The organism is Actinomyces sp. 2119, from assembly GCF_003591215.1.
Taxonomy (GTDB): domain Bacteria; phylum Actinomycetota; class Actinomycetes; order Actinomycetales; family Actinomycetaceae; genus Actinomyces; species Actinomyces lilanjuaniae.
In genome coordinates this window covers 229,575-250,441 of the sequence record NZ_QYRR01000003.1, presented here as the reverse complement: position 1 = coordinate 250,441, position 20,867 = coordinate 229,575, and the positions used below count along the sequence as shown (strand labels likewise).

General features: G+C 71.9%; 15 protein-coding genes. 6 read left to right on the top strand and 9 right to left on the bottom strand.

The features are described 5' to 3' along the window. Positions 1-4: 4 nt before the first annotated feature. Positions 5-661, bottom strand: coding sequence for a DUF1003 domain-containing protein (locus D4740_RS04835; RefSeq protein ID WP_119835807.1), 657 nt, complete (start codon positions 659-661; stop codon positions 5-7). Beyond that, the gene (locus D4740_RS04830; protein WP_119835806.1) at positions 654-1,946 is read right to left on the bottom strand and encodes a magnesium transporter MgtE N-terminal domain-containing protein; all 1,293 of its coding nucleotides are present in this window, start codon (positions 1,944-1,946) and stop codon (positions 654-656) included. The genes D4740_RS04835 and D4740_RS04830 overlap by 8 nt, the downstream gene beginning before the upstream one ends. 78 nt (positions 1,947-2,024) lie before the next feature. Between D4740_RS04830 and D4740_RS04825 the strand changes: the two genes are divergently transcribed. Both D4740_RS04825 and D4740_RS04820 read left to right on the top strand, forming a co-directional pair. Further along, on the top strand, positions 2,025-2,861 hold the full coding sequence (locus tag D4740_RS04825; protein WP_243106938.1) for a general stress protein: 837 nt from the start codon (positions 2,025-2,027) through the stop codon (positions 2,859-2,861). A 3-nt stretch (positions 2,862-2,864) separates the two neighbouring features. Beyond that, positions 2,865-3,719, top strand: a complete 855-nt coding sequence (locus D4740_RS04820) for a sugar phosphate isomerase/epimerase (protein WP_119835805.1) — start codon at positions 2,865-2,867, stop codon at positions 3,717-3,719. Positions 3,720-3,780: 61 nt separating this feature from the next. Here the strand turns inward: D4740_RS04820 and D4740_RS04815 are convergent, their stop codons facing one another. The 4 genes from D4740_RS04815 to D4740_RS04800 all read right to left on the bottom strand — a co-directional run bounded on the left by D4740_RS04815 (position 3,781) and on the right by D4740_RS04800 (position 8,339). Further along, positions 3,781-4,905 (bottom strand): cation diffusion facilitator family transporter, encoded by a 1,125-nt coding sequence (locus tag D4740_RS04815; protein WP_396027225.1) that lies wholly within the window; start codon positions 4,903-4,905, stop codon positions 3,781-3,783. After that, positions 4,902-5,315 carry a metalloregulator ArsR/SmtB family transcription factor gene (locus D4740_RS04810; RefSeq protein ID WP_119835804.1) on the bottom strand — a complete coding sequence of 138 codons (414 nt, stop codon included), beginning with the start codon at positions 5,313-5,315 and terminating at the stop codon, positions 4,902-4,904. Before D4740_RS04810 ends, D4740_RS04815 begins: the two co-directional genes overlap by 4 nt. Before the next feature lie 117 nt (positions 5,316-5,432). Beyond that, positions 5,433-7,103, bottom strand: coding sequence for an aminopeptidase P family protein (locus D4740_RS04805; RefSeq protein ID WP_119835803.1), 1,671 nt, complete (start codon positions 7,101-7,103; stop codon positions 5,433-5,435). A gap of 87 nt (positions 7,104-7,190) precedes the next feature. Beyond that, positions 7,191-8,339: a Gfo/Idh/MocA family protein gene (locus tag D4740_RS04800; RefSeq protein WP_119835802.1), complete on the bottom strand. Its 1,149-nt coding sequence runs from the start codon at positions 8,337-8,339 to the stop codon at positions 7,191-7,193. A 137-nt stretch (positions 8,340-8,476) separates the two neighbouring features. Between D4740_RS04800 and D4740_RS04795 the strand changes: the two genes are divergently transcribed. Then, a complete protein-coding gene (locus D4740_RS04795) occupies positions 8,477-9,322 on the top strand; it encodes a PHP domain-containing protein (protein WP_119835801.1) in 846 nt (281 codons plus the stop codon). Positions 9,323-9,415: 93 nt separating this feature from the next. Here D4740_RS04795 and D4740_RS04790 read toward each other — a convergent pair whose 3' ends face one another. Further along, entirely contained in the window at positions 9,416-11,305 is a 1,890-nt protein-coding gene (locus tag D4740_RS04790; RefSeq protein ID WP_396027224.1) for a DEAD/DEAH box helicase, read from the bottom strand. 323 nt (positions 11,306-11,628) lie between these two features. On the opposite strand from D4740_RS04790, the gene D4740_RS04785 reads away from it, so the two are divergent. Continuing rightward, entirely contained in the window at positions 11,629-12,348 is a 720-nt protein-coding gene (locus D4740_RS04785) for a ferritin-like fold-containing protein (protein WP_119835800.1), read from the top strand. Positions 12,349-12,439: 91 nt separating this feature from the next. Here the strand turns inward: D4740_RS04785 and D4740_RS04780 are convergent, their stop codons facing one another. Further along, positions 12,440-12,655: a DUF3107 domain-containing protein gene (locus tag D4740_RS04780; protein WP_119835799.1), complete on the bottom strand. Its 216-nt coding sequence runs from the start codon at positions 12,653-12,655 to the stop codon at positions 12,440-12,442. Between the two features lie 262 nt (positions 12,656-12,917). Between D4740_RS04780 and D4740_RS04775 the strand changes: the two genes are divergently transcribed. Then, positions 12,918-16,529, top strand: coding sequence for a UrvD/REP family ATP-dependent DNA helicase (locus D4740_RS04775; RefSeq protein ID WP_119835798.1), 3,612 nt, complete (start codon positions 12,918-12,920; stop codon positions 16,527-16,529). After that, a complete protein-coding gene (locus tag D4740_RS04770; protein WP_259390662.1) occupies positions 16,526-20,035 on the top strand; it encodes an ATP-dependent DNA helicase in 3,510 nt (1,169 codons plus the stop codon). Before D4740_RS04775 ends, D4740_RS04770 begins: the two co-directional genes overlap by 4 nt. A 120-nt stretch (positions 20,036-20,155) precedes the next feature. On the opposite strand, the gene D4740_RS04765 is transcribed toward D4740_RS04770, so the two are convergent. Beyond that, positions 20,156-20,803: a DUF2625 family protein gene (locus D4740_RS04765; RefSeq protein WP_119835797.1), complete on the bottom strand. Its 648-nt coding sequence runs from the start codon at positions 20,801-20,803 to the stop codon at positions 20,156-20,158. Positions 20,804-20,867 lie beyond the last annotated feature (64 nt).

Genomic DNA, 20,867 nt, shown 5'->3' with positions numbered 1-20,867 from the left:
TATCCTAGGGCTGCGGGGAAGGGCTGTTGGTGTGGCGAGTAGCACGTTCCTGGTCCCGCTCGGGGAGCTCCTTCCCCGTGTCCTGGTCAGTCCGGGACGGGGGCGCAGGTGCTGCCGGGGACTGGCTGGCAGCCTCGGAGTCGGGGGACTCGGAGAGCTCGGCGCGGGTGCGGCGCTCCTCGGCGAGGATCTCACGTAGCATGTCGCGCAGCTCGGAACGCACGAAGTCGCGCGTGGCCACCTCGTTCATGGCCAGCCGCAGGGAGGCGATCTCCCGGGTGAGGTACTCGGTGTCCTCCAGGTTGCGCTCAGCGCGCTGGCGGTCCTGCTGGGCAGTGACTCGGTCGCGGTCGTCCTGGCGGTTCTGGGCCAGCAGGATCAGGGGGGCGGAGTAGGAGGCCTGCAGGGAGAGCATAAGAGTCAGGGCCGTGAACCCCAGGGAGGCCCGGTCGAACTGGAGCCTCTCCGGTCCCCAGGTGTTCCACCCCAGCCACAGCGCCACGAACACCGTCAGCCAGATGAGGAAGGCTGGGGTGCCGGAGAAGCGGGCGATGGCCTCGGAGACGCGGCCTGCCACGTCGGACTGGGAGGCCCTGCCCGGGCTGCGGCGCAGCCAGCGTGAGCGCTTGCGGGTCAGGGGTGTGTCCAGCGGCTCAGGCATTGGCGCTCCTCTCGATCATCTCGTCGGTGACCGCCTCGTCGGCCTCGCGCCAGTCATCGGGCATGAGGTGGTCCAGGACGTCGTCGACGCTCACCGCGCCCAGGAGACGGCCGGCGTTGTCAACCACGGGCAGGGCGGTCAGGTTGTAGGTGGCCAGGAGACGCGTGACTGTGCCGATGGAGTCCTGGGCGTGGACGGAGTCCACGTGGGTGTCCAGCACGGAGCCCACCATCTTCTGGGGCCTTTCCCGCAGCGCCCGCTGGATGTGTACCAGACCCAGGAGCCTGCCGGCGGGGGACTCCAGGGGCGGGCGGCACACGAAGGCGACCGCCGCCAGCGCCGGGGTGATCTCCGCCTTGCGCGCCTGAGCGAGGAAGGTTGCCACCGTGGCCTCGGGGGGCAGGATGATCGGCTCGGTGGTCATGAGGCCTCCGGCAGTGTAGTCGTCGTAGGCCATGAGACGGCGCACGTCCCTGGCCTCCTCCGGCTCCATGAGGCTCAGCAGTTCCGTCGCCTTGGGCTGGGGCAGCTGGGCCACCAGGTCGGCGGCGTCGTCGGGCTGCATGGCGTCCAGGACGTCAGCGGCCCGCGCGGCGTCCAGGCTGGAGAGCATGGCTACCGCGGCCTCGTCGCCGAGCTCCTCCAGGGCGTCGGCCAGGCGCTCGTCACTGAGCTCGGCCACGACGCGGGACTGGCTGGCCTGCGGCAGGTCCCGCAGGGCGTCGGCCAGGTCGGCGGGCTTGAGGTCCTCCATGGTGGCCAGCAGGGCGGTGGCCTCCTGCTGGGCCGCGCTGCCGGCCAGGCCCGCGACCTCCTCGGGGCGCACGGTGAGGCTCTCCCCACGGCGCAGGCCCAGGGGGCCGCTGGAACCGCGCTGGACGAACAGGCGGGTCACCGTCCAGTCCATGCTCTGGTCCTGCTCGATGGCCACGTCACGTACCGTGACGGTGCCCGAGCCGTCCCTGAGGGTCACGACCCTGTCCAGGAGCTCGCCGACTACAAGGGTCTCGACGTTGCGCTGGTGGAAGCGGCGAATGTTCATCAGGCCGGTGGTGATGACTGCACCGGGTTCGATAGCTGTGACGCGTGACAGGGGCAGGAAGACACGGCGCCGTGAGGCGACCTCGGTGACCAGGCCGACGGCGCGGGGGTTGCCGCGCGCCTCCAGCAGGACCACGACGTCGCGCACCTTGCCGACTGCGTCCCCCAGCGGGTCGAAGACAGAGGTGCCGATCAGCCTGGCGATAAAGACTCTGCTGGGTGCACGTGTCCTGGTGTTCTCCACAAGCCAATACTATGCGCCCTGGGCGTTGGCACGGCCGCGCGCGGGGTGCGGCGGCCGGGAGCGTGCAACCATGTGCCCATGAGCGTGAACCTGACTCCGTCCCCTGCCCTGGCTACCTCTGGTGGGGCAGTCATGCCGCGCGGGGAGGAGATCGCCTCCTTTGCGACCTACGCCGAGGCCCAGCACGCTGTGGACGCGCTGTCCGACGAGGGTTTTCCCGTGCAGTACCTGGCGATTGTCGGGACGGACCTGCGGCAGGTGGAGCGGATTACCGGGCGCATGAGCTGGGGCAGGGCTATCGCCTCCGGCGCCGGGTCCGGCCTGTGGATCGGTATCTTCTTCGGTGTCATGATGCAGCTGTTCAACCCTTCGAACTCGGGCATCCCGCTGGTGGCCTGTGTCCTTATGGGAGTGGTGTGGGGCATCCTCTTTCAGGTTATCAGCTATGCCCTGACTCGGGGTCGGCGTGACTTCACCTCTATCAGTCAAGTCATCGCCTCGCGCTACTCTATCATCGCTGCCCAGGACGCCAGGGAGGCCGCCCGGGCTCTGGCTCACGTGCCTGGCAATCTCACCCGTGGCGGTGAGGCTGCGCGCCGCGCCGAGGACCGCCGCCGGGCCAGGGAGGCGAACAGGGGGCCGACCGCCTTCGGCTCACGTCCCGACGAGCAGCCTCGTTACGGGGTGCGGCTGCCCCAGGGGGCGGACGGCCTCCCGGTGCAGGACACCGCAGCGCGTGAGGCAGTGCGTGAGCCGGTGGCTCAGGACCCCGAGGGTGGGGACCCGGGTGCCGGGGCCGCCGGTGAGGCAGGGCAGGTGGGGCCGCACGTCGGGCAGCCCGACCGTCAGGACCAGCCTGGCCAGCCAGGTCAGTCGGGGCACTACGAGCAGTACGACGTGAAGGACGAGGACTGAGCGGTGGGGGTGCCTGTCGGCCTGTCGACGGCCTCGGTGTATCCTCCCAGCGCCCCCGCCGCCTTCGCTATGGCGGCTGCCCTGGGCTTTGACGGCGTGGAGGTCATGGTCTGGAGCGAGAAGGCCACCCAGGACGCCCGCACCCTGGCGGGGCTGTCGCAGGACTACGGCCAGCCGGTCCTGGCGGTCCACGCCCCGACCCTGCTGGTGACACGCAGCGTGTTCGGGGTCGATCCCTGGGACAAGATCGACCGCTCCGTGGAGCTGGCCCACTACCTGGGGGCGCCCACGGTGGTGCTCCACCCCCCGTTCTTCTGGCAGACCCGCTACGCCCGTTCCTTCGTGGCCGGGGTGGCCCAGCGGGAGGCCACCACCGGTATCTACCTGGCGGTGGAGAACATGTTCACCTGGCGCCCGCGAAACGCCCACTCCACAAGGGACTTCCAGGCCTACTCACCCACCTGGGACCCGGTGGGGCAGGGGTACCGCTCCGTGACCCTGGACATCTCCCACGCGGCCACTTCCGGGTCTGACGCCCTGGCCATGGCCCGGGCGCTGGGACCCACCCTGCGCCACCTCCACCTGACTGACGGTGTCCCCGGACCGCTGGACGACCACCTCCTGCCCGGGCAGGGCGACCAGGACTGCGCGGGCGTCTTGGCCCACCTGGCGGCCACGGGCTTCCAGGCCCGGGGAGGGCAGGTGGTGGTCGAGGTCAAGACCGGCAGCATGAGCCCGGACCAGAGGCGTGAGGGGCTGGCCAGCGCCCTGGCATTTGCGCGCGAGCACCTGGAGGGCAGGGGCGGGGACGTGCACGTGCCCGAGCCCACCCGCAGGCGCTACCGTCGGGAGAGGTGAGTCAGGGACGCCCACCGTGAGCCGGGGCTGCAAGGACCGAGGGCGTCCGGTGTCGCTACCTCTAGTGTCCCAGGTGCTCGTGGTCGCGGTGCCGGGCGGGCTCGACCTGGAAGGTCGCGTGCTCGATGCGCACGGGGAAGTGGCTGGTGACGCACTCCTGGAGGGAGTGGAGGATCTGCTCGGCGTGCCCGTCGCGCAGGCACTGGTCCCTGACCACGACGTGCGCCGTCAGCACCGCCAGCCCGGAGGCCACCGTCCAGACGTGCAGGTCGTGGACCTCCTCGACGTGCTCCACCGAGCGCAGGTGGCCGCGGACCTCGGCCAGGTCGAGCTCGGAGGGGGCCTGCTCCATGAGGACGCTGCCCGTGGCGCGCAGCAGGGCGGCCGCCCGGGGGACGATGAGCGCCACGATGACCAGGGAGGCGACCGCGTCCGCACCGGTCCATCCCGTGGTCGCCACGACGAGAGCGGCCACGATGACTCCGAGGCTGCCCAGGGTGTCGTTGGCCACCTCCAGGAAGGCGGCACGCATGTTGAGGCTGTCCTCCCGCCCCCGTGCCAGGACGCACAGCGACACCAGGTTGGCCGCCAGCCCGACGACTCCCATGACCAGCATGCCCGGGGCCTCGACCTGCGCGCCGCCGAGGAGCGCCCCCAGCGCCCGCACGCCGACGAGGACGCCGACGACAGCGAGCATGCCTGCCTGGAGCCCCGCGCCCAGGACCTCTGCACGCCGTAGCCCCCAGGTGGAGCGCTCGGTGCGGGGCCGGGTGGACAGGTGCGCGGCGACCAGGGCCATGACCAGGCCTGCGGTGTCGGTCAGCATGTGCCCGGCGTCGGCCAGCAGCGCCAGGGACCCGGTGAGGTGGGCGGTGACGATCTCGGCGACCAGGACAGTGGTGGTCAGCCCCAGGGCGATAGCGAGCCGTCCCCGGGAGGCGCCCGCAGCATGGTCGTGGTGGTTGGCGGCGTGGTGGCTGCCGTGGCTGGTGTCGTGGCCAGCGTCCTCGGGGCGGCTGCTGTGGCGGCCAGACGGGAGGTCCGAGCGGCAGGGGGCGTCCTGGTGGTGGAAGCGGGCTCCCGGGGCTGTCCCGGTCGTCGGCCCAGGCGACTGCTCAGGACCGGGCACAGGCGTCTTCTCCGGAGTCCGCTGGGGAGAAGTCTCGGGGGTTCTCTCAGGAGTCACGGTGCCTCCTGGACAGCATCCATGGCGCCTACGGTGTCCGTGGTGCCTGCAGTGCCTGTGGTCTTCTGGGCGGCGGTCGTGGAGCGGTGGAGCGCTGCGGCGGTGACCAGCAGCGCGGCGAGCTCGTCGGGGTGCTCCAGGGTGCTGACGTGCGCCCGTCCGTGGGTGTGGGTCGAGATCAGCCCCGCAGCCCGCAGGACGGCTAGGTGCTGGGAGACCGTCGACTGGGCCAGGCCCAGGTGCTGGGCGAGCTCGCCCACCCGGTGCTCTCCTCCACGCAGGTGGCTCAAGATGGCCAGGCGGGTCGGGTCGCCCAGCGTGGACAGGAGGACCGCCAGGTCAGCCACGGCGTGGACGGCTGCCTCGTCATTGGTGACGTCGGTAGGAAGCAGGCCATGAACAATCGTCATATGCCGATGATATCGGTGAGTGGCGAAGCAATGTCAAGGGTGGGCCGGGTGGGGCCTGGCCTGAGAGGGCTCTCGCGGCGGCTCCTGAGGAGGCCCGCCACTGCCACCTACCTCGGCCTATTCCCCCAGGAGGGTGCTCACCCACTCTTCCACCTCTATCACGGTGCGGGGGATGCCTGCGGTCAGGGACTCCACCCGACCGTCCTCGCGCACTACCACGTCGTCCTCGATACGCACCCCGGTGCCGCGCAGCTCGGGTGGGACCAGCAGGTCGTCGGAGCGGAAGTACAGCCCCGGCTCGATGGTGAAGCACATCCCCGGCTCCAGCACAGCGTCCACGGAGGTCTCACGCCGGGCCTGGGCGCAGTCGTGGACATCCAGGCCCAGATGGTGACTGGTGCCGTGCACCATCCAGCGGCGGTGGTACTGGCCCTCAGGCGCCAGGGAGTCCTGGGCGGTGACTCCCTTGGGAAGCAGGCCCCACTGCTCTAGGCGGTCGGCGATCACTTCCATGGCGGCGGCGTGGACGTCCCTGAATCGGCATCCTGGCTCACTGGCCCGGGCGAAGGCGGCGTCGGCGGCGTCCAGCACGGCCTGGTAGACACGGCGCTGCGGCTCGGTGAAGCGGCCGTCCACGGGGATGGTGCGGGTGACGTCGGCGGTGTAGAGGGAGTCCACCTCCACCCCGGCGTCCACCAGGACGAGGTCCCCGGGGCGCACCGGGCCGTCGTTGGTGATCCAGTGCAGGGTGTTGGCGTGGTCCCCCGCCGCCGCGATGGTGTCGTAGCCCAGGCCGTTGCCCTCCTCCCGCGCTCGGGCGGCAAAGGCTCCCTCCAGGACGCGCTCGCCCCGCCAGTGCCTCGTGGCCCTGGGCAGTGAGCGGATGAGGTCCTCCAGCCCCGTCCTGGTGGCCTCCACCGCGGCCCGGAGCTGGCTGACCTCCCAGGTGTCCTTGCGCAGCCTCAGCTCACTGGCGGCCTCGGCGAGGCGGTCGTCGAGCTCCTGGGCCTCCTGGCCCCCGGGCAGCCCGGCGGCATGGCGGGTCGTAGCGACCAGGGCGGTGACGGCCGGGTCCGCCTCGGCGATCACCCGCAGCCGTACCGGGCCTGCGTCCCTGGCCAGGGCCTCGCCCAGGGCGTCGATGGGGGCACAGCGGATACCGGTGGCTGCCTCCACCTCCTCCAGGGACGGCCGGGCACCGACCCACAGCTCCCCGTAGCGCGCGCTGGCGTAGAACTCCTCCGAGCTGCGGGAGGCGCGGGGGCGAAAGTACAGGACCGCCTCGTGGGTGGCGGCGGTCTGGGCGCCTGGTCGGGCGCCCTCTGCCTGGGCTAAGACGTGGGAGCCTGCCAGGGGGTCCAGGACCAGCACAGCGTCCGGCTCGAAGTCCGTCCCGGTGCCGACCAGGTGGGCGAAGGCGCTGTGGGGGCGGAACCGGTAGTCGCAGTCGTTGTTGCGCACCTGGAGGCTCCCGGCGGGCAGGACCAGCCGCTCGCCCGGGAAGAGCTGGCCCAGGCGGTGCCTGCGCGCCGCGGCCCAGGGGGCGGAGGGCAGGGCATCGGGCAGCTCGTGGGACCTGGGCCCCCACCCGGAGGCGATGAAGTCACGGAAGGCCTGGTTGTCCGGTCGGCGGGAGCGGTTGTCCCCGCGCTGGGCCAGGGGCTGGGAGGCCTCGGGGCGGGAGCTGCCGTCTACGGCGGCACCGGTGCCGTTGTGGGAAGCCTGCCCGGACGGGTTCGCAGGGGCGGGGGTCGTCGCGGAAGCCGGAGGCGGGGAGGTGTCCGTCATGCCCCCATAATGCCACCACGATGCTACGGAGATCATCGAGGAGGACGGTGAGGGGCCGGGGGAGGACGGCTACGGCGGCCAGGCGTGCTAGCGGGGCTGGCCGCACTCGTCGGCGGGGAACCGCACCCCGACCTGGGCGCGGGCCTGGGCAAGGACGTCCACGGCGGCGATGGAGGCGTAGACAGGGTGCAGGCTGGAGCCTCTGGCACCGGAGCGCACCAGTCGGCACACCTCGGCGAGTTCGTAGCCCAGCGCGGGACCGTGCCGGTCCACGGACAGGTCCTGACGGGCCTGGGGTCCGGCACCCCTGCTGCCGTTCCTGGCCGCGCCCCTGTCACCCTCCCCACTGAGGTCACTGGCCGCCGGCCCGCGCAGCTCGATGCGCCGGGGCCACTGGCAGTCGTCCATGACCAGTGCGTCCTGTTCGGAGGCGATGAAGGAGCCGGCCCCGGCTGGCGAGGTCTTGGAGTGGGTGCACACGACCTCCAGGCCGCTACTCTCGCCGTGGTCGTAGGTAAGGACCACCGTTCCGTGGGAGTCGGCGCCGGAGTCCAGGAGGTGGCCTGTGGCGGTGACCCGGTCCGGTGTACCGAACAGGTGGATAGCCAGGCTGACGGGGTAGACCGCCAGGTCCATGAGGGAGCCCCCACCCGCTGCCGGGTCGAAGGCGGGCGGGTTCTTCCCGGCCCGGTAGGCGTCCAGCCGGGAGGAGCGCTGCTCCTTGACCAGTACCGCGCGACGCAGCCGTCCCATGCGGGGCAGGGTCTCTCGTAGCCTGGCCACGCCCGGCTCGTGGGCCGACAGCCAGGCCTCCATGAGGAAGCGGTCCGCCTCCCGTGCCGCCTGAGCCATTGCCTGGGCCTGTGCGACTGTCAGCGCGAAGGGCTTTTCCACCAGGACGTGGAACCCCGCCTCCAGGGCGGTGATCGTGTGCTCGGCGTGGAAGGAGTTGGGGGAGCCCACGTAGATCACGTCCACCGGCTGCGTGCTGTCGGGCCCGTGGGCCTGGAGCATCTGTGTCAGGCTGGCGTAGGAGGAGTCCACGCCGTGCTCCCGGGCGAAGGCGGCGGCGCGCTCGGCCCGGGCGGAGGTTACCGCCACGATCTGCGCACCGGGTTCCTGGGCGACTGCCTCGGCGAACCACCGGGCGATGAACCCGGCACCGACGACACCGAAGCGCACCGGGGCCTGCTGCGGGTCGGCTGACGGGAGGTCTGGGGCTGGGGAGGCAACCATGGGAGAAGTCTTCCACCGTCTCCCGGCGGCGTGGGGGTCTCAGGTCCCCCTGGCCTGCGCCGACCGGTCATGACCCGGCCCTGGGCCGCTGCGCGGGGCCACAGGATCCGTGGCTCGGGTCTGCCTAGACTGGCTGGGTGCGTATTGACCCCCACACCCACTCGACCTGCTCCGACGGGACCGACTCGCCGGAGCAGCTCATGGAGGCTGCCGCTGCGGCAGGTCTTGACGTCGTCGGCCTCACCGACCATGACACCACCGCCGGGTGGGCGCAGGCGGCGCAGGCCGTGGCTCGCACGGGCGTGGTGCTGCTGCGGGGCACGGAGGTCTCCTGCGCCAGCGAGGGGGTGACTCTCCACCTGCTGGCCTACCTGCACCGCGAGGACGACCCGGCCCTGTCCTCCGCCCTGCGGCGCTCCCGCCAGTCACGGGGGCTGCGTGCCCGGAGGATGGTTGAGCTTCTGGGCGAGGACTACCCCGTGACCTGGCAGGACGTGCTGGAGCAGTGCGGTGAGGACACCGTCGTGGGGCGTCCCCACATCGCTGACGCGCTCGTGGCCTGCGGGGCTTTTCCTGACCGGTCCGCAGCCTTTGCCGGACCGCTGGCTACCGGCTCGCCCTACTACGTGCCGCACTGGGCGCTGGACGCCGTCGAGGCCTGCCAGATGGTCAGGGCGGCGGGGGGTGTGCCGGTGGCGGCGCATCCTCGTGCACTCTCCCGGCAGCGTCGTCTGGTCCCCGACCAGACTTTCGCCGCGATGGCGGAGGCAGGTCTGGCCGCCCTGGAGGTGAACCACCGCGACCACGGCCCCGGGCAGCGGGAGGAGACCCGCGCCCTTGCTCGGCGCCTGGGGCTGGGTACCAGCGGCGCCTCGGACTACCACGGAACCGGCAAGCCCAACCGGCTAGGGGAGAATCTCATGCCTCCTGAGCTCCTGGAGCAGGTGGTTGACGAGGGGGCACTGCCCCTGGTCCGGCCCTGAGCATGGCCGGGCCCTGAGAGGCCTGGCCATGAGAGGCCGGGCCAGGTGACCGATGGTGCACCTAGCCCGGAAGGCGGGGCCTCAGGCTGTCAGTCAGCGCCCGGGAACGGGGCGGCCGCCGCGTGTGCGCCGACGGGTGCGCCTGCGCCGCGGCGTCCCGGCGGCCTGTCCTGCCTGCGCACGCTCGGTCCCGGTGCTTCCACCGGAGCCTGCCGGGGAGCCGGAGCCAGCCTCGGCTTGGGGCGGCTGGCCCGGGTCCCCGGCAGGTCTACCGCCCAGGCCACCGCGACCTGCGGCGTGCGCGCTGCTCTCCTGCCCGTTGCGGCGTGCCCGGCCGCGCCGGGCCCGGCCGTCCTGCCCCGCGCGGCTGTCGGAGTGGCCTCGAGAGCCCCTGCGGCCACGGTCTCGCTGCCTGCTGTCACCCCTGTCCTCGCGTGCCCGTCTTCCGGTCTCGCCGAGGTCCTCGATCTCCTCCGCACCCAGCCCGGCCAGGGTGCGCTGGTCACGCGGCAGGCTGCCGGTGACCTCCCGGGGCACGGACAGGTCGGTGTAGAGGTGGTCGCTGGTGTGGTAGGTCTCCACGGGCTCCTGGACCGGCAGGCCCAGCGCCTTGGCGATAAGGCGCCAGCGGGGCACGTCGTCCCAGTCGACGAAGGTCACGGCGGTGCCCGAGCCCCCGGCTCGCCCGGTACGCCCGATGCGGTGGACGTAGATCTTCTCGTCCTCGGGGCACTGGTAGTTGACCACGTGGGTGACGTCGTCCACGTCGATACCGCGTGCCGCCACGTCGGTGGCCACCAGCACGTCCACCTTGCCCTTGCGGAAGGCTCGCAGCGCCTGCTCGCGCGCGCCCTGACCCAGGTCGCCGTGGAGGGCGGCGGTGGCGAAGCCGCGTGAGGCCAGGTCCTCCGCCACGCGGGCGGCCGTCCGCTTGGTCCGGGCAAAGACGATGGTGCGGCCCCGATCCCGGGCCTGGAGGATCCGGGCCATGACCTCCACCTTGTTCAGGGCGTGGGTGCGGTAGACCACCTGCTGGACCGTCTGGACGGTCATCCCGTCGTCTCCGGGGTCCTGGGCACGCACGTGGGTGGGCCTGGTCATGTATCGCCTGGCCAGGGCCACCACGGCGCCGGGCATCGTGGCGGAGAACAGCATGGTGTGGCGGTCCGCCCGGGTGCGTGACAGGATCTTCTCCACGTCTGGCAGAAAGCCCAGGTCTAGCATCTCGTCGGCCTCGTCCAGGACGACGGTGGTGACGTGGGCCAGGTCCAGCACTCCGCGGTCCATGAGGTCGATGAGTCGGCCCGGCGTGCCCACCACGACCTCGGCGCCCTTCTCCACGGCCTCGATCTGAGGCTCGTAGGCGCGGCCGCCGTAGACCTGGATGATGCGCACGGTGCGCCTGGCGGCAGCGGTAGCCAGCTCCTCGGCCACCTGCTTGGCCAGCTCACGGGTGGGCAGGACGACCAGTGCCTGGGGAGAGCCCGAGGCCGGGTCCTCGTCCCACCCCTCCTCACCGGGGCCCAGGGTGTCCATGAGCAGCGGGATGCCGAAGCCGAGGGTCTTGCCCGTACCGGTCTTGGCCTGGCCGATGATGTCCTGTCCCTTGAGGGCGATGGGCAGGGTCAGGGCCTGGATCGGGAAAGGGTGGGTGATGCCCTTGTCCGTCAGGGCGTCGCAGATCTCAGGCTCCACCCCTAGGTCCGCGAAGGTCCTGCGGGCCGCGGCCTCCGTGCCTGCCTGCGTGTCCTCGCCGTCGGTGACGTCCGGGACGGACTCCTCCAGGACCGGCGCGTGGGCGCCGATCGTCTCAATGATCCCAGTGACGCCGGTCTGCCCGGTAGTCCCAGCGGTCCCGGCCGTGATGCTGTCGGCGGGTGCTGAGGCCTGGGCCGCAGCCTGCGCGGTCAGGGGCTCCACGGTGTCATCCGTGGCGTCGTCTACGGTGCTGTCCACGGCGGCTGTGCGGTTCTCGTCGGTCACAAGTGTCCTTGTCTCGGCGTACTATCTGTGCTGTCTGGCTGTACTGTCTATCGGTACTGTCTCGGTGTGCGTGGTCGGGCTGCGTCCCACGCGGTGAGTACGGCGGGTGAGCACGGTGGCCGTGGCGGCAGGCGACAGGCTTGGCTACAGGAGGACCGAGCAGCCGACAGACGTCAGCCAGGGTAGCCGGAAACCTGCACGGTTTCGCTGCGACGGCCACGATGCTCCAGGTGTCGTGTCTGATGTCACGTGGCAGCGCGGGCTGATGGGAAGCCAGCCCGTCCCGGGCTGCCCGGCGGCCCTGCCTCCTCTACCCTGTGCTCATGACTGACACTCCGAGCGGGAGCGGGACGCCTGGCGGGGCGTCGGGTGAGGTGCGGGACGAGGCCGGGGTACCTGGAGCTTTCCGCCCGTCCGCCCATATTCAGGTGGGTCTGCACGAGCTCAGCGTGGTTGGGGTGGTCGCCTTCTCGCGCACCGTCGCGTGCGTGCGCTACGCCAAGGACGCCGACAGGGCGCCTCGGATGGAGTCACGGGTGGCGCTGATGCGGATGAGTGCCCGGGCGGCCGCGTCCTTCGATCGTGTCGTGGAGCTGGCTGCCGCCCACGGGGTGGAGGTCTACGGGGCCGTGGAACGCTTCGTGGGCGTGCTCGGGGACCTCGACGAGCGGCTACGGCCTCTGGACTGGTCCGAGCGGCTGGTCAAGACCTACCTCTGCCTGGGGCTGCTCGTGGACTTCGGTATGGCACTGTGCGACAGCCTGCCCGAGCCCCTGGGCTCCGGCCTCATCGACGAGCTGGCCCAGGACCCGGTCGGAACCTACGCCTCCGCAGAGCTGGACGCTGCTATCGCTGGCGACCCGCAGCTGGCTGCAAGGCTGGGACTGTGGGGGCGCCGGGTGGTGGGCGAGGAGATCGGCACTCTCCAGCGCCTGCTGGCCCAGGTCCCCGAGCTGCTGGGAGACACCGGGGCGGAGCAGATGCACGCGGTCCTGTCCCAGGGTGCCGTCTCCCGCATGAGGGGCCTGGGGCTGCGGGTGTGACGGTGACGACACGAAGGACGTGGCCGGAGACCAGTTGCGCCCACAAGCCTCCTGGTCTGGGCTCTGGGGCGTTTCTTGGGGCGTTCCGGGGTCAGATACCGAATCCCACACGGCGGGGCTCGGACTCCCCGAGCTCGACGTAGGCCAGGGAGCCTGCGGGGACGAAGACCTTGCGGCCGCGGTCGTCGGTCAGGGTCACGGGCTCGGTGGTGGCTTTGGCCACAGCCTCCAGCACCTCGTCATGGGAGGCGGAGGTCTCCAGGGAGAGCTCGCGGCTGGAGTGCTTGATACCGATGGTGACCTGCATGATGCTCCTCAGGTGCTGGTAGGTCCTGGTGGGGCGGGGTCCGTGTGCGCCGACGGTGTCGGCACCGCTGGGCTACGGCTCGCTCCTGAGGGAATCCTACGGGGTGGGTAGCCTGCACACCTGGCCCGGACCCCGGGTACTGGGCCTTCTCCTGGGCATTTTCGCCTCACGCGGACACCTGCCCTCTACATCGCTTCTGCGGGTCGCCCCCTGCGGTCGTGCCCCTGCGAATCATGTCGGTACTCCGTGATGGGATGTTCCCATGCCAGCCCAGCCCGACCGCCTCCGCCTGCTGCCTCCGCTGCCGCAACCGGGTCTGCCTGCGCTGGACGCCTCCGGCCAGGCCGTCATGGAGCACGTGGCGGGCGGGGACAACGTGGTGGTGCTGGGTGCCCCGGGGACCGGCAAGACCACCCTCGCCCTGTCGGTGCTGGTGCGGGCGGTGGCCGCCGGGCGTGACGCGCTCTTGCTCGCCCCCACCCGCTCCCGGGCCGACGCGCTGCGGTCACGGGCCGCTCACCTGCTGGGCGGAGGCCACGGTGACGGGACGGTCCGGGTGCGCACGCCGACCTCCCTGGCGCTGTCCGTCCTGACCACCTCGCTGACCCGGCGGGCGGACCCCCTGCCTGCGCCCGTCCTGCTGGCCGGGGCGGAGGAGGACGCGGCCCTGGCCCCCATGGTCACCGCTATCAGCTGGCCCGGGCTGCCCCCGCAGGCAGTGGGGTCCCGGGCCTTCCGCTCCGAGCTGCGCAACCTGCTGGCCCGCTGCGGTGAGCTCGGTGTCAGCGCCGAGGTCCTGTCCCGGCTGGGCCAGGACCTGGGGGTGGCGTTGTGGCAGCCCGCCTCTCGCCTCCTGCACGTCTGGGATGCCCAGGGACGGCCCAGCCCCCAGCGCCGTGCTGAGGTGCGCAAGATGGACCCGGTACGTCTGCAGGACCGTGCCGGTGAGGCGCTGGAGACCTGGGACCTGGACGGCGTCACCGAGCCCCGTCCCGTTCCTGACCTGGTCGTCGTGGACGACTACCAGGACTGCACTGCTGCTACCGCCCGCTTCCTGGGCGCCCTGGCCCGCCCTGACGCTCGGGGGCGCCGCGCCCAGGTGGTGGTCCTGGGAGACCCCGACGTCGCCGTGGAGACCTTCCGCGGTGGCTCGCCCAGCCTCTTGGTGGAGGCGCAGGACCGGTCCGGGCTGGCCGCGCGGCGCCTGGTGCTGCGCACCCTCCACCGTGGTACGCCCACCCTGGCCAGCCTGTGGCAGGACCAGGCCTCCCGGCTGCCGGTGACCGGCACGGGCCGGCACCGACGTCCTGACCTGCCTGCCCTCCAGGCCACTCTGCCTGATCTGCTTCCTGACCCGCCCGAGGGGCCAAGGGAGTGCTGCCCGACCGCCCGGGAGCCATCCCCCTCCGGGGTGACGGCACTGGTGGCCTCCTCTCCCGCCCAGGAGGCCGCGCACCTGGCTCGCACGCTGAGGGAGGAGCATGTCAAGTACGGTACCGCCTGGGAGCAGATGGCCGTCGTCGTCCGCTCCGCGCAGCAGGCGGACACCATGGGGCGTGAGCTGCGGCGTCGTGGGGTCCCGGTGGGCTCCTCCACCCCTGCTGTGCTCCTGAGGGAGGAGCCGGCCGTCGCCGCCCTGCTCGCCACCGTCCGGGCGGGACTGGATGGCAGGCTGGGAGCCGGTGACGTCCTCGCGGACCGCGCCGCTGCCCTGGACCTGCTCACCGGGCCTCTGGTGGGCCTGACCGCGCTCGACCTGCGGCGTCTGCGCAGGCACCTGCTCCAGGGGCGGCCCGGGGACGGGACGGACCGCGAGATCCTGCGTCTCCTGGCCAGCCCGGACTCCGCCCGGCAGGTTGCCCAGGAGCTGGCCGGGACTACCCTGTCCGCCCAGGCCGGGCTCCTCGTCGTCGCTTCTGAGGTCGTGGCCGCGGTCAGCGGCGTCGTTGCCGGAACAGATGCTGGGACAGAAGATGAGTCCGACAGCGGGCACGTAGGCGAGACCGACAGCGATTCTGGGAATGACCCTGGTAGAGAGCCCGGTGGTGACCCTGGCGGTAAGCCTCGCAGAGTCGTTGGTGTTGAGGACCTGCTGTGGGCCGTCTGGTCCGCCTCCGGTCGGGCCGAGATATGGCGGTCTGCCGCCCTGCGCCCCTCGGGCCCGCCCGGCAGTCCCGAGGCGGCAGTGGCCCAGGCTGCCGAGCACGACCTGGACGTGGTGACAGCCTTGTTCAAGCGGGCGGAGGTGTGGAGCGAGCGCAACCCGGGTGCCCCGGCTCAGGAGTTCCTGTCCGAGCTGTCTGCCGAGGTCCTGCCCTCCGACTCCGTGGCTCCCCAGGGAGTCCGTCCCGGGGGCGTGGCCGTCTTGACCCCGGCGGCTGCAGCGGGGCGGCAGTGGGAGGTGGTCGCGGTGGCTGGCCTGGTGCGCGACTCCTGGCCCGATCTGCGGTTACGGGACTCCCTGACCCGTTCCGGGCTGCTGGTCGACGTGGTCACGGGTCGTCTGCCTCTGGACGGGCAAGGGAGGTCAGTAGGCCAGGAGGACCCGATAGGTGCGCGCCACCAGGTGCGTGCCGACGAGCGCCGCATGCTCCTGTGCTCCCTGACCAGGGCGTCGCGGCGTCTGATAGTCACGGCGGTCTCCGATGCCGACCACGTCCCCTCGTCCTTCTTCCTGGAGGTGGCCCGGGCGGCAGGCTCCGACCTGGGGGACAGCCCTGACGGCCCACGTCCTGCTGAGGACGTGGGGGACCTGACTCTGCGGGGCCTGGTCGCCGAGCTGCGACGGGCTGCTACCGTGGGAAACCTAGAGGGGGCCAGTCCTGAGGAGCGCTCACGGGCCGACCAGGCCGCTCGGCTGCTGGCCGCGCTTGCCGGAGCCGGGGTGGAGGAGGCCTCCCCGGCCACCTGGGCGGGTCTGGGGACACCCACCTGCGAGACCCCCCTCGTCGAGCCGGGGGAGGTTGTCCAGGTCAGCCCCTCCGACGTCGAGTCCCTCACCGCCTGCCCTCTGCGGTGGTTCCTCAGCCGACAGGGCGGGCGGCCCGGCGCGAGCGCGGCACAGACGCTGGGCACCCTCATCCACCACCTTGCCGAGCAGGCCCAGCGCAGGAACCTGCGAGGCCAGGCCTTGACGGAGCTGACCGAGGGAGTCCTTGAGGAGCTGGGCTACCCCGACACCTGGCTGGGTGGCCTGGCTGCCCAGCGCGTGCGCGACATGGTGGGCAGGCTGGACACCTACCTGTCCGGCGTGCCCGGACAGGTAGGTGTGGAGAGGAGCGTGGACGTGCGTGTCGACCTGCCTGCCTCCCTCGGATCGCCCGACCCGGGGGAGGCAGGCGACTCGGAGGAGGTGTCGGTCCCTGTCCGCCTGCTCGGCCGGATCGACCGGGTCGAGTACCTGGACACCGAGCACCCTGGTGCCGACCTTCCTGGCACGGGACACGCTGGAGCCCAGGACTGCTCAGATGTTCCGCACGCCCCTCTGCCCAGGGTTGACGGGACCCGGGTGCGGGTCATGGACCTCAAGACCGGGGCGGTGGTACCCGACGACGCCGCGCGCCACCCCCAGCTGGCCAGCTACCGGCTCGCCCTGGAGGCACTCGGCTACGACGTGGTCGGGGCCGGGCTGGTGATGCTGGGCAGGACGCCGACGCGTCGGGACGGCGGTGTGGTGGTCTCCCCGCGCGGCGCGGCCCTGGAGCCCAGCCCCGACCCCGACGACGGCCAGGACTGGGCCTCCGACCTGGTGGCCCGGGCAGCCGTGGCGGCCTCCGGCTCCGTCCTGCAGGCCCGCAGCGGCAGGCACTGCCAGTGGTGCGCCGTGAAGGACTCCTGTCCGGCCCGTCCCGAGGGACGGAGGTCCTGGCAGTGACTGGCAGAGCGACGGTGAGGAGCGCCCCGGCGGGCAGCCCGCAGGAGGATCGGCTCTGGACCCGGAGGGAACCGTCGGCCCGCAGCGAGCAGGAGAGCCGCAGCGGCCCCGGTGCCCTTGGCCCGGAGGAGCTGGCCCAGGTCCTGGACCTGCCCGCGCCCACCCCCCAGCAGTCCCGGGTGATCACCCACCCCCTGACCCCGGTGCTGGTCGTGGCCGGGGCCGGCAGCGGTAAGACTGCCACCATGACCCAGCGGGTGGTCTACCTGGTGGCCCGCGGCCAGGTACGTCCTGACCAGGTGCTGGGTCTGACCTTTACCCGCAAGGCCACCGCCGAGCTGGCCGGACGGCTGTCCACCCGTCTGGAGCAGTTAGCCTCGCGCGGGCTCGGTGCCCACGGCGACGACCCCGAGCCCACCGTGACCACCTACAATGCCTTTGCCGGCTCCCTGGTGCGCGACTACGGCCTGAGGGTCGGAGCCGACCCCGACTCCATCCTGGTCACTGACGCCCGCGCCTGGCAGATCGCCTCCTCCCTCCTGGAGGCCCGCACCAGCCCGCTACCGGTGGAGCGGCTGGCCTCGGCCACCCGGGTCCTGCTGCGTCTGGACGCGGCCCTGTCGGAGAACCTGCTGACTGTGGAGCAGGCTGCGGAGCAGATGGAGGACCTCACTGGGCTCCTTGAAGGCCTGGCGGAGGTGCGCGGGCTCAAGTCGGCTCTCGGAGAGGCTGCCTCCCGTGGCAGGGACCGGCTGGGGATGCTGGAGGCCGTGGCCGACTACCGGGAGTACAAGCGCCGCCACGGCCTGGTCAGCTTTGGGGACCAGGTCGCGCTGGCCTGTCGGATCGCCCAGGAGTCCCCTGAGGTCGTGGCCCAGGTCCGGGCGCGGTTTCCCGCCGTCGTCCTGGACGAGTTCCAGGACACCTCCGTGGCCCAGATCCGGCTCTTGTCCGCCCTTTTCCGCGACGGTGGCGTGACGGCCGTGGGCGATCCGAACCAGGCAATCTACGGATGGCGCGGAGCCTCGGCAGCAGCGCTGGACTCCTTCCACCCGGCCTTCAACCCCGAGGGCTGGGCCAAGGTCCAGGCAGGTGCCAGCCCGGACCAGGCGGCCCCCGTGCTCCCGCTGTCCATCGCCTGGCGCAATGACCTGGCCATCCTGGACGCGGCCAATACCGTCTCCGCCCCGCTGCGTGCCGCCAGTAACCAGCCCGGTGACGCGCAGGTGTCCCACGTTCCCGTAGAGCCCCTGAGCCCACGGCCCGGTGAGAGCGCCCCGGGACTGGTCACGGCGGCCTACTTGTCCGACTCCCTGGCAGAGGCGCACGCCGTTGCCGACTTCATGGTGCAGCGCTGGCACCCCCAGGCCCAGCTGGCGGTCCTGGCCCGGGTGCGCTCCGCCTTCCCGGTCATTGCCGAGGCCCTGGAGGCTCGCGGTGTGCCTTACCAGGTCGTGGGCCTAGGGGGCATGCTTACCCTCCCTGAGGTCGCCGACATGCGCTCTGTCATCACCGTGGCCGCCGACCCCGAGCGCGGCGACCGCCTCATGCGGCTCCTCACAGGCGCGGGCCTGGGCGCCGGCGACCTGCGGGCGCTGGCCGACAGCGCCCGCTTCCTGGCCCGGGGGGGCCGTGGTACCCCTCCAGACCGCGGTCCCGGGCACGCAGGAGGGGAGCCCGGGGAGGGTGCCCGCTCACCGGGCAGCCAGCCCCTCCTGGCCGAGGCACTTGAGGCCGTCGCGCGCCGGGCTGACGCCGAGGGCGTTGTCGTCCCCCCACCTGGCATGACACCTGCGGGTGCCCAGGCCTGTGACCGGGTGGCCCGCGCCGTGCGCCGTGTCCGTGCGGCGCTGTCCCTGCCCCTGCCGGAGGTCGTCGAGGCCGCCGAGCGCGCCCTGGACCTGGACATCGAGGTGGCCGCCAGGGTTGCCAACCCCCTGGGGGCGCGGGCCGTGGACGCCTTCCGGGCCGCCGCGCTCAGCTATGTCGAGGACACGCAGGCCCCCACGGTGGCCGGCTTCCTCCAGTGGCTGGACGTGGCACAGGAGGAGGAGGACGGCCTGGAAGCGCCTCAGACCGACCCGCAGCCCGGAGCTGTCCAGGTCCTCACGATCCACGCCTCCAAGGGGCTGGAGTGGGACTGCGTCGCGGTCGTGGGCATGAGCGAGGGAACCTTTCCCGGCTACGCCGCCAGGCCCCAGGAGGACCTGTCGGTAGCGGAGTGGTCCTGGATGACCAGGGTCGGGGAGCTCCCCTACCCCCTGCGGGCCGACGCCGCTACCCTGCCTCCCTTTGACCTGGCGGCCTACGACTCCTCGGCCGTGGGCAAGGAGGAGGTCGAGGAGGTCAAGGAGGCACTCTTGCGCTACAGGCTGGCGCTGGGACGCCACACCCTGGCTGAGGAGCGTCGTCTGGCCTACGTGGCCCTGACCCGGGCCCGTCACGACATCCTACTGACCGGTAGCCACCTGTCCGGGAGGAGCAGGACCCCGCGTCCCCGGTCCCGCTACCTGGCCGAGCTGGTACGCCGTGACCTGGTCACGCCCTACGGGGAGGGGCTGACCGAGGCGGATCCTCAGGCCGTCAACCCGCTCCTGGAGCGGGTGGTCACCGCCCCGTGGCCCCAGACCCACCCCGAGGACCCCGTGGCCCGGGCGCGACGCGCGGCCGCACAGGCTGTGCGCCAGGCGGGCTCGACGCGCCCCGGGGCACTGGTGGCCCAGGCGCCTGCGAGCTCATCCTCCCGTAGGGTCTTCCCTAGCGTGGGCGACGCCGCCGCGCAGGCGGAGGACCGGGTGGGGGAGGATCCTGTCGTGACGCGGTGGTGGCAGGAGGCGCGGCTTCTCCTGGCCGAGCGGGACCAGGTGGCTGGCGCACCGCCCGGTGTGCGTCTTCCGGCCCACCTCGCCGCCACCAGCCTGGACCGGCTCAGGCACGAGCCGGAAACCTTCGCCCTGGACCTGCGCAGACCCCTGCCTGCCCAGCCGCAGGCGGCAGGACGCCTGGGCACCGTCTTCCACGAGATGGTCTCCCGTCAGCTGGCCGCGCGCGGCAGCCTGCTGAGCCTGGAGGAGGTCGGTGCTCCCCGCACGCTCAGCGACGAGGACCGGGTCCAGGTGGAGCGCTGGCTGGCCACTGTCCAGGAGCTGCCGCTGTTGGAGGGATACGTGCTGGCCGCCTCCGAGGCCGCCCTGGAGCTCACGGTGGCAGGAACCACCCTGCGGTGCCGTATCGACGCCGTCTTCAGGCGCAGCACCGGGCCCGAGTGGCTTGTCGTCGACTGGAAGACAGGGAGCCGACGCGTGGCAGCGGACCAGCTCAGCGTCTACGTCCACGCGTGGGCACAGTCGCAGGGCGTGAGCGTGGAGCGCGTGCGAGCCGCCTACGTCTACGTCCAGGACGGCAGCGTCGAGGAGCTGGCGGCTGCCGACCTGCTGGGCCTGGACCAGATCGCAGCAGCCCTGTCCCTTGGCGACGGGGAGCCTGGCGGCGGGCAGGCTGGCTGAGCGCCGCGCGGGCTGGCAACCAGCTGGGCGGCGCTCAGGCTGGCTGCAGGATGGGGCGACCCTGGCTCCAGCCAGCGTACTGAGCCAGGCCCCGGCACCTGTGCCAGCCCCAGCCGTAGCTTAGCTACCTGCCCGCGGGTGGGCTGACTCCTCCAGGAAGGCGACGAGCTTGTCGAAGGGCACAGGCTTGCGCCGTGTCAGGCTGATATTGCGCCCCTCGCGGGAGAACAGAGGGGGCTGGGTGCTCAGCGCCTGGTTCAGGCGCAACGCACCGATCTCCTGCTCCCACCCTCGCCACCGCCAGGAGGCGTAGAAGCTCTCGCTACCGCCGTCGATGGCCCAGCGCACGAAGGCACCGTGACTCATACCTGTACCCCTCCAGTGCAGCGTGTCCGGGCCGAAGTAGCAGACTTGGCCGTGACCGACCCCCAGACCTCCGGCGTCGATGGCGAAGCGCCCGCCAAAGGCGTCGTGACCCACGACCAGGACACCTCTGCGGGACCTGCTGGCGGTCAGGACGTCTGGCAGCGACCCGCTGCCAGCGGCGAGGATCCGTAGACGGCCGTGGTCGACCAGGATTCCGCCGCAGTGGTGGAGGAGCGCCCCCAGCGTGGAGCTCTCGGTCAGGCCCAGACGGGCTGCGATGTCACGACCCCGCTTCGTGGTGGAGGGGAGGATGGCCAGATGGGCAGGGCTGGCGTCCACGGCACTGGTGATGTCCTCCCAGACCGAGCTCCCCCCGACAGGCACGTCGCTGCCCCTGCTCATGACCGTCCTGCGTGTGCTGTGCTCTTCACTGACATAGTCACAACCATAGGTACTGACCTTATTC

Coding starts and splice junctions, on each gene's coding strand:
- D4740_RS04835 (WP_119835807.1), bottom strand. CDS start 661: ATGCCTGAGCCGCTGGACACACCCCTGACCCGCAAGCGCTCACGCTGG.
- D4740_RS04825 (WP_243106938.1), top strand. CDS start 2,025: ATGAGCGTGAACCTGACTCCGTCCCCTGCCCTGGCTACCTCTGGTGGG.
- D4740_RS04810 (WP_119835804.1), bottom strand. CDS start 5,315: ATGACGATTGTTCATGGCCTGCTTCCTACCGACGTCACCAATGACGAG.
- D4740_RS04805 (WP_119835803.1), bottom strand. CDS start 7,103: ATGACGGACACCTCCCCGCCTCCGGCTTCCGCGACGACCCCCGCCCCT.
- D4740_RS04800 (WP_119835802.1), bottom strand. CDS start 8,339: ATGGTTGCCTCCCCAGCCCCAGACCTCCCGTCAGCCGACCCGCAGCAG.
- D4740_RS04785 (WP_119835800.1), top strand. CDS start 11,629: ATGACTGACACTCCGAGCGGGAGCGGGACGCCTGGCGGGGCGTCGGGT.
- D4740_RS04780 (WP_119835799.1), bottom strand. CDS start 12,655: ATGCAGGTCACCATCGGTATCAAGCACTCCAGCCGCGAGCTCTCCCTG.
- D4740_RS04775 (WP_119835798.1), top strand. CDS start 12,918: ATGCCAGCCCAGCCCGACCGCCTCCGCCTGCTGCCTCCGCTGCCGCAA.
- D4740_RS04765 (WP_119835797.1), bottom strand. CDS start 20,803: ATGAGCAGGGGCAGCGACGTGCCTGTCGGGGGGAGCTCGGTCTGGGAG.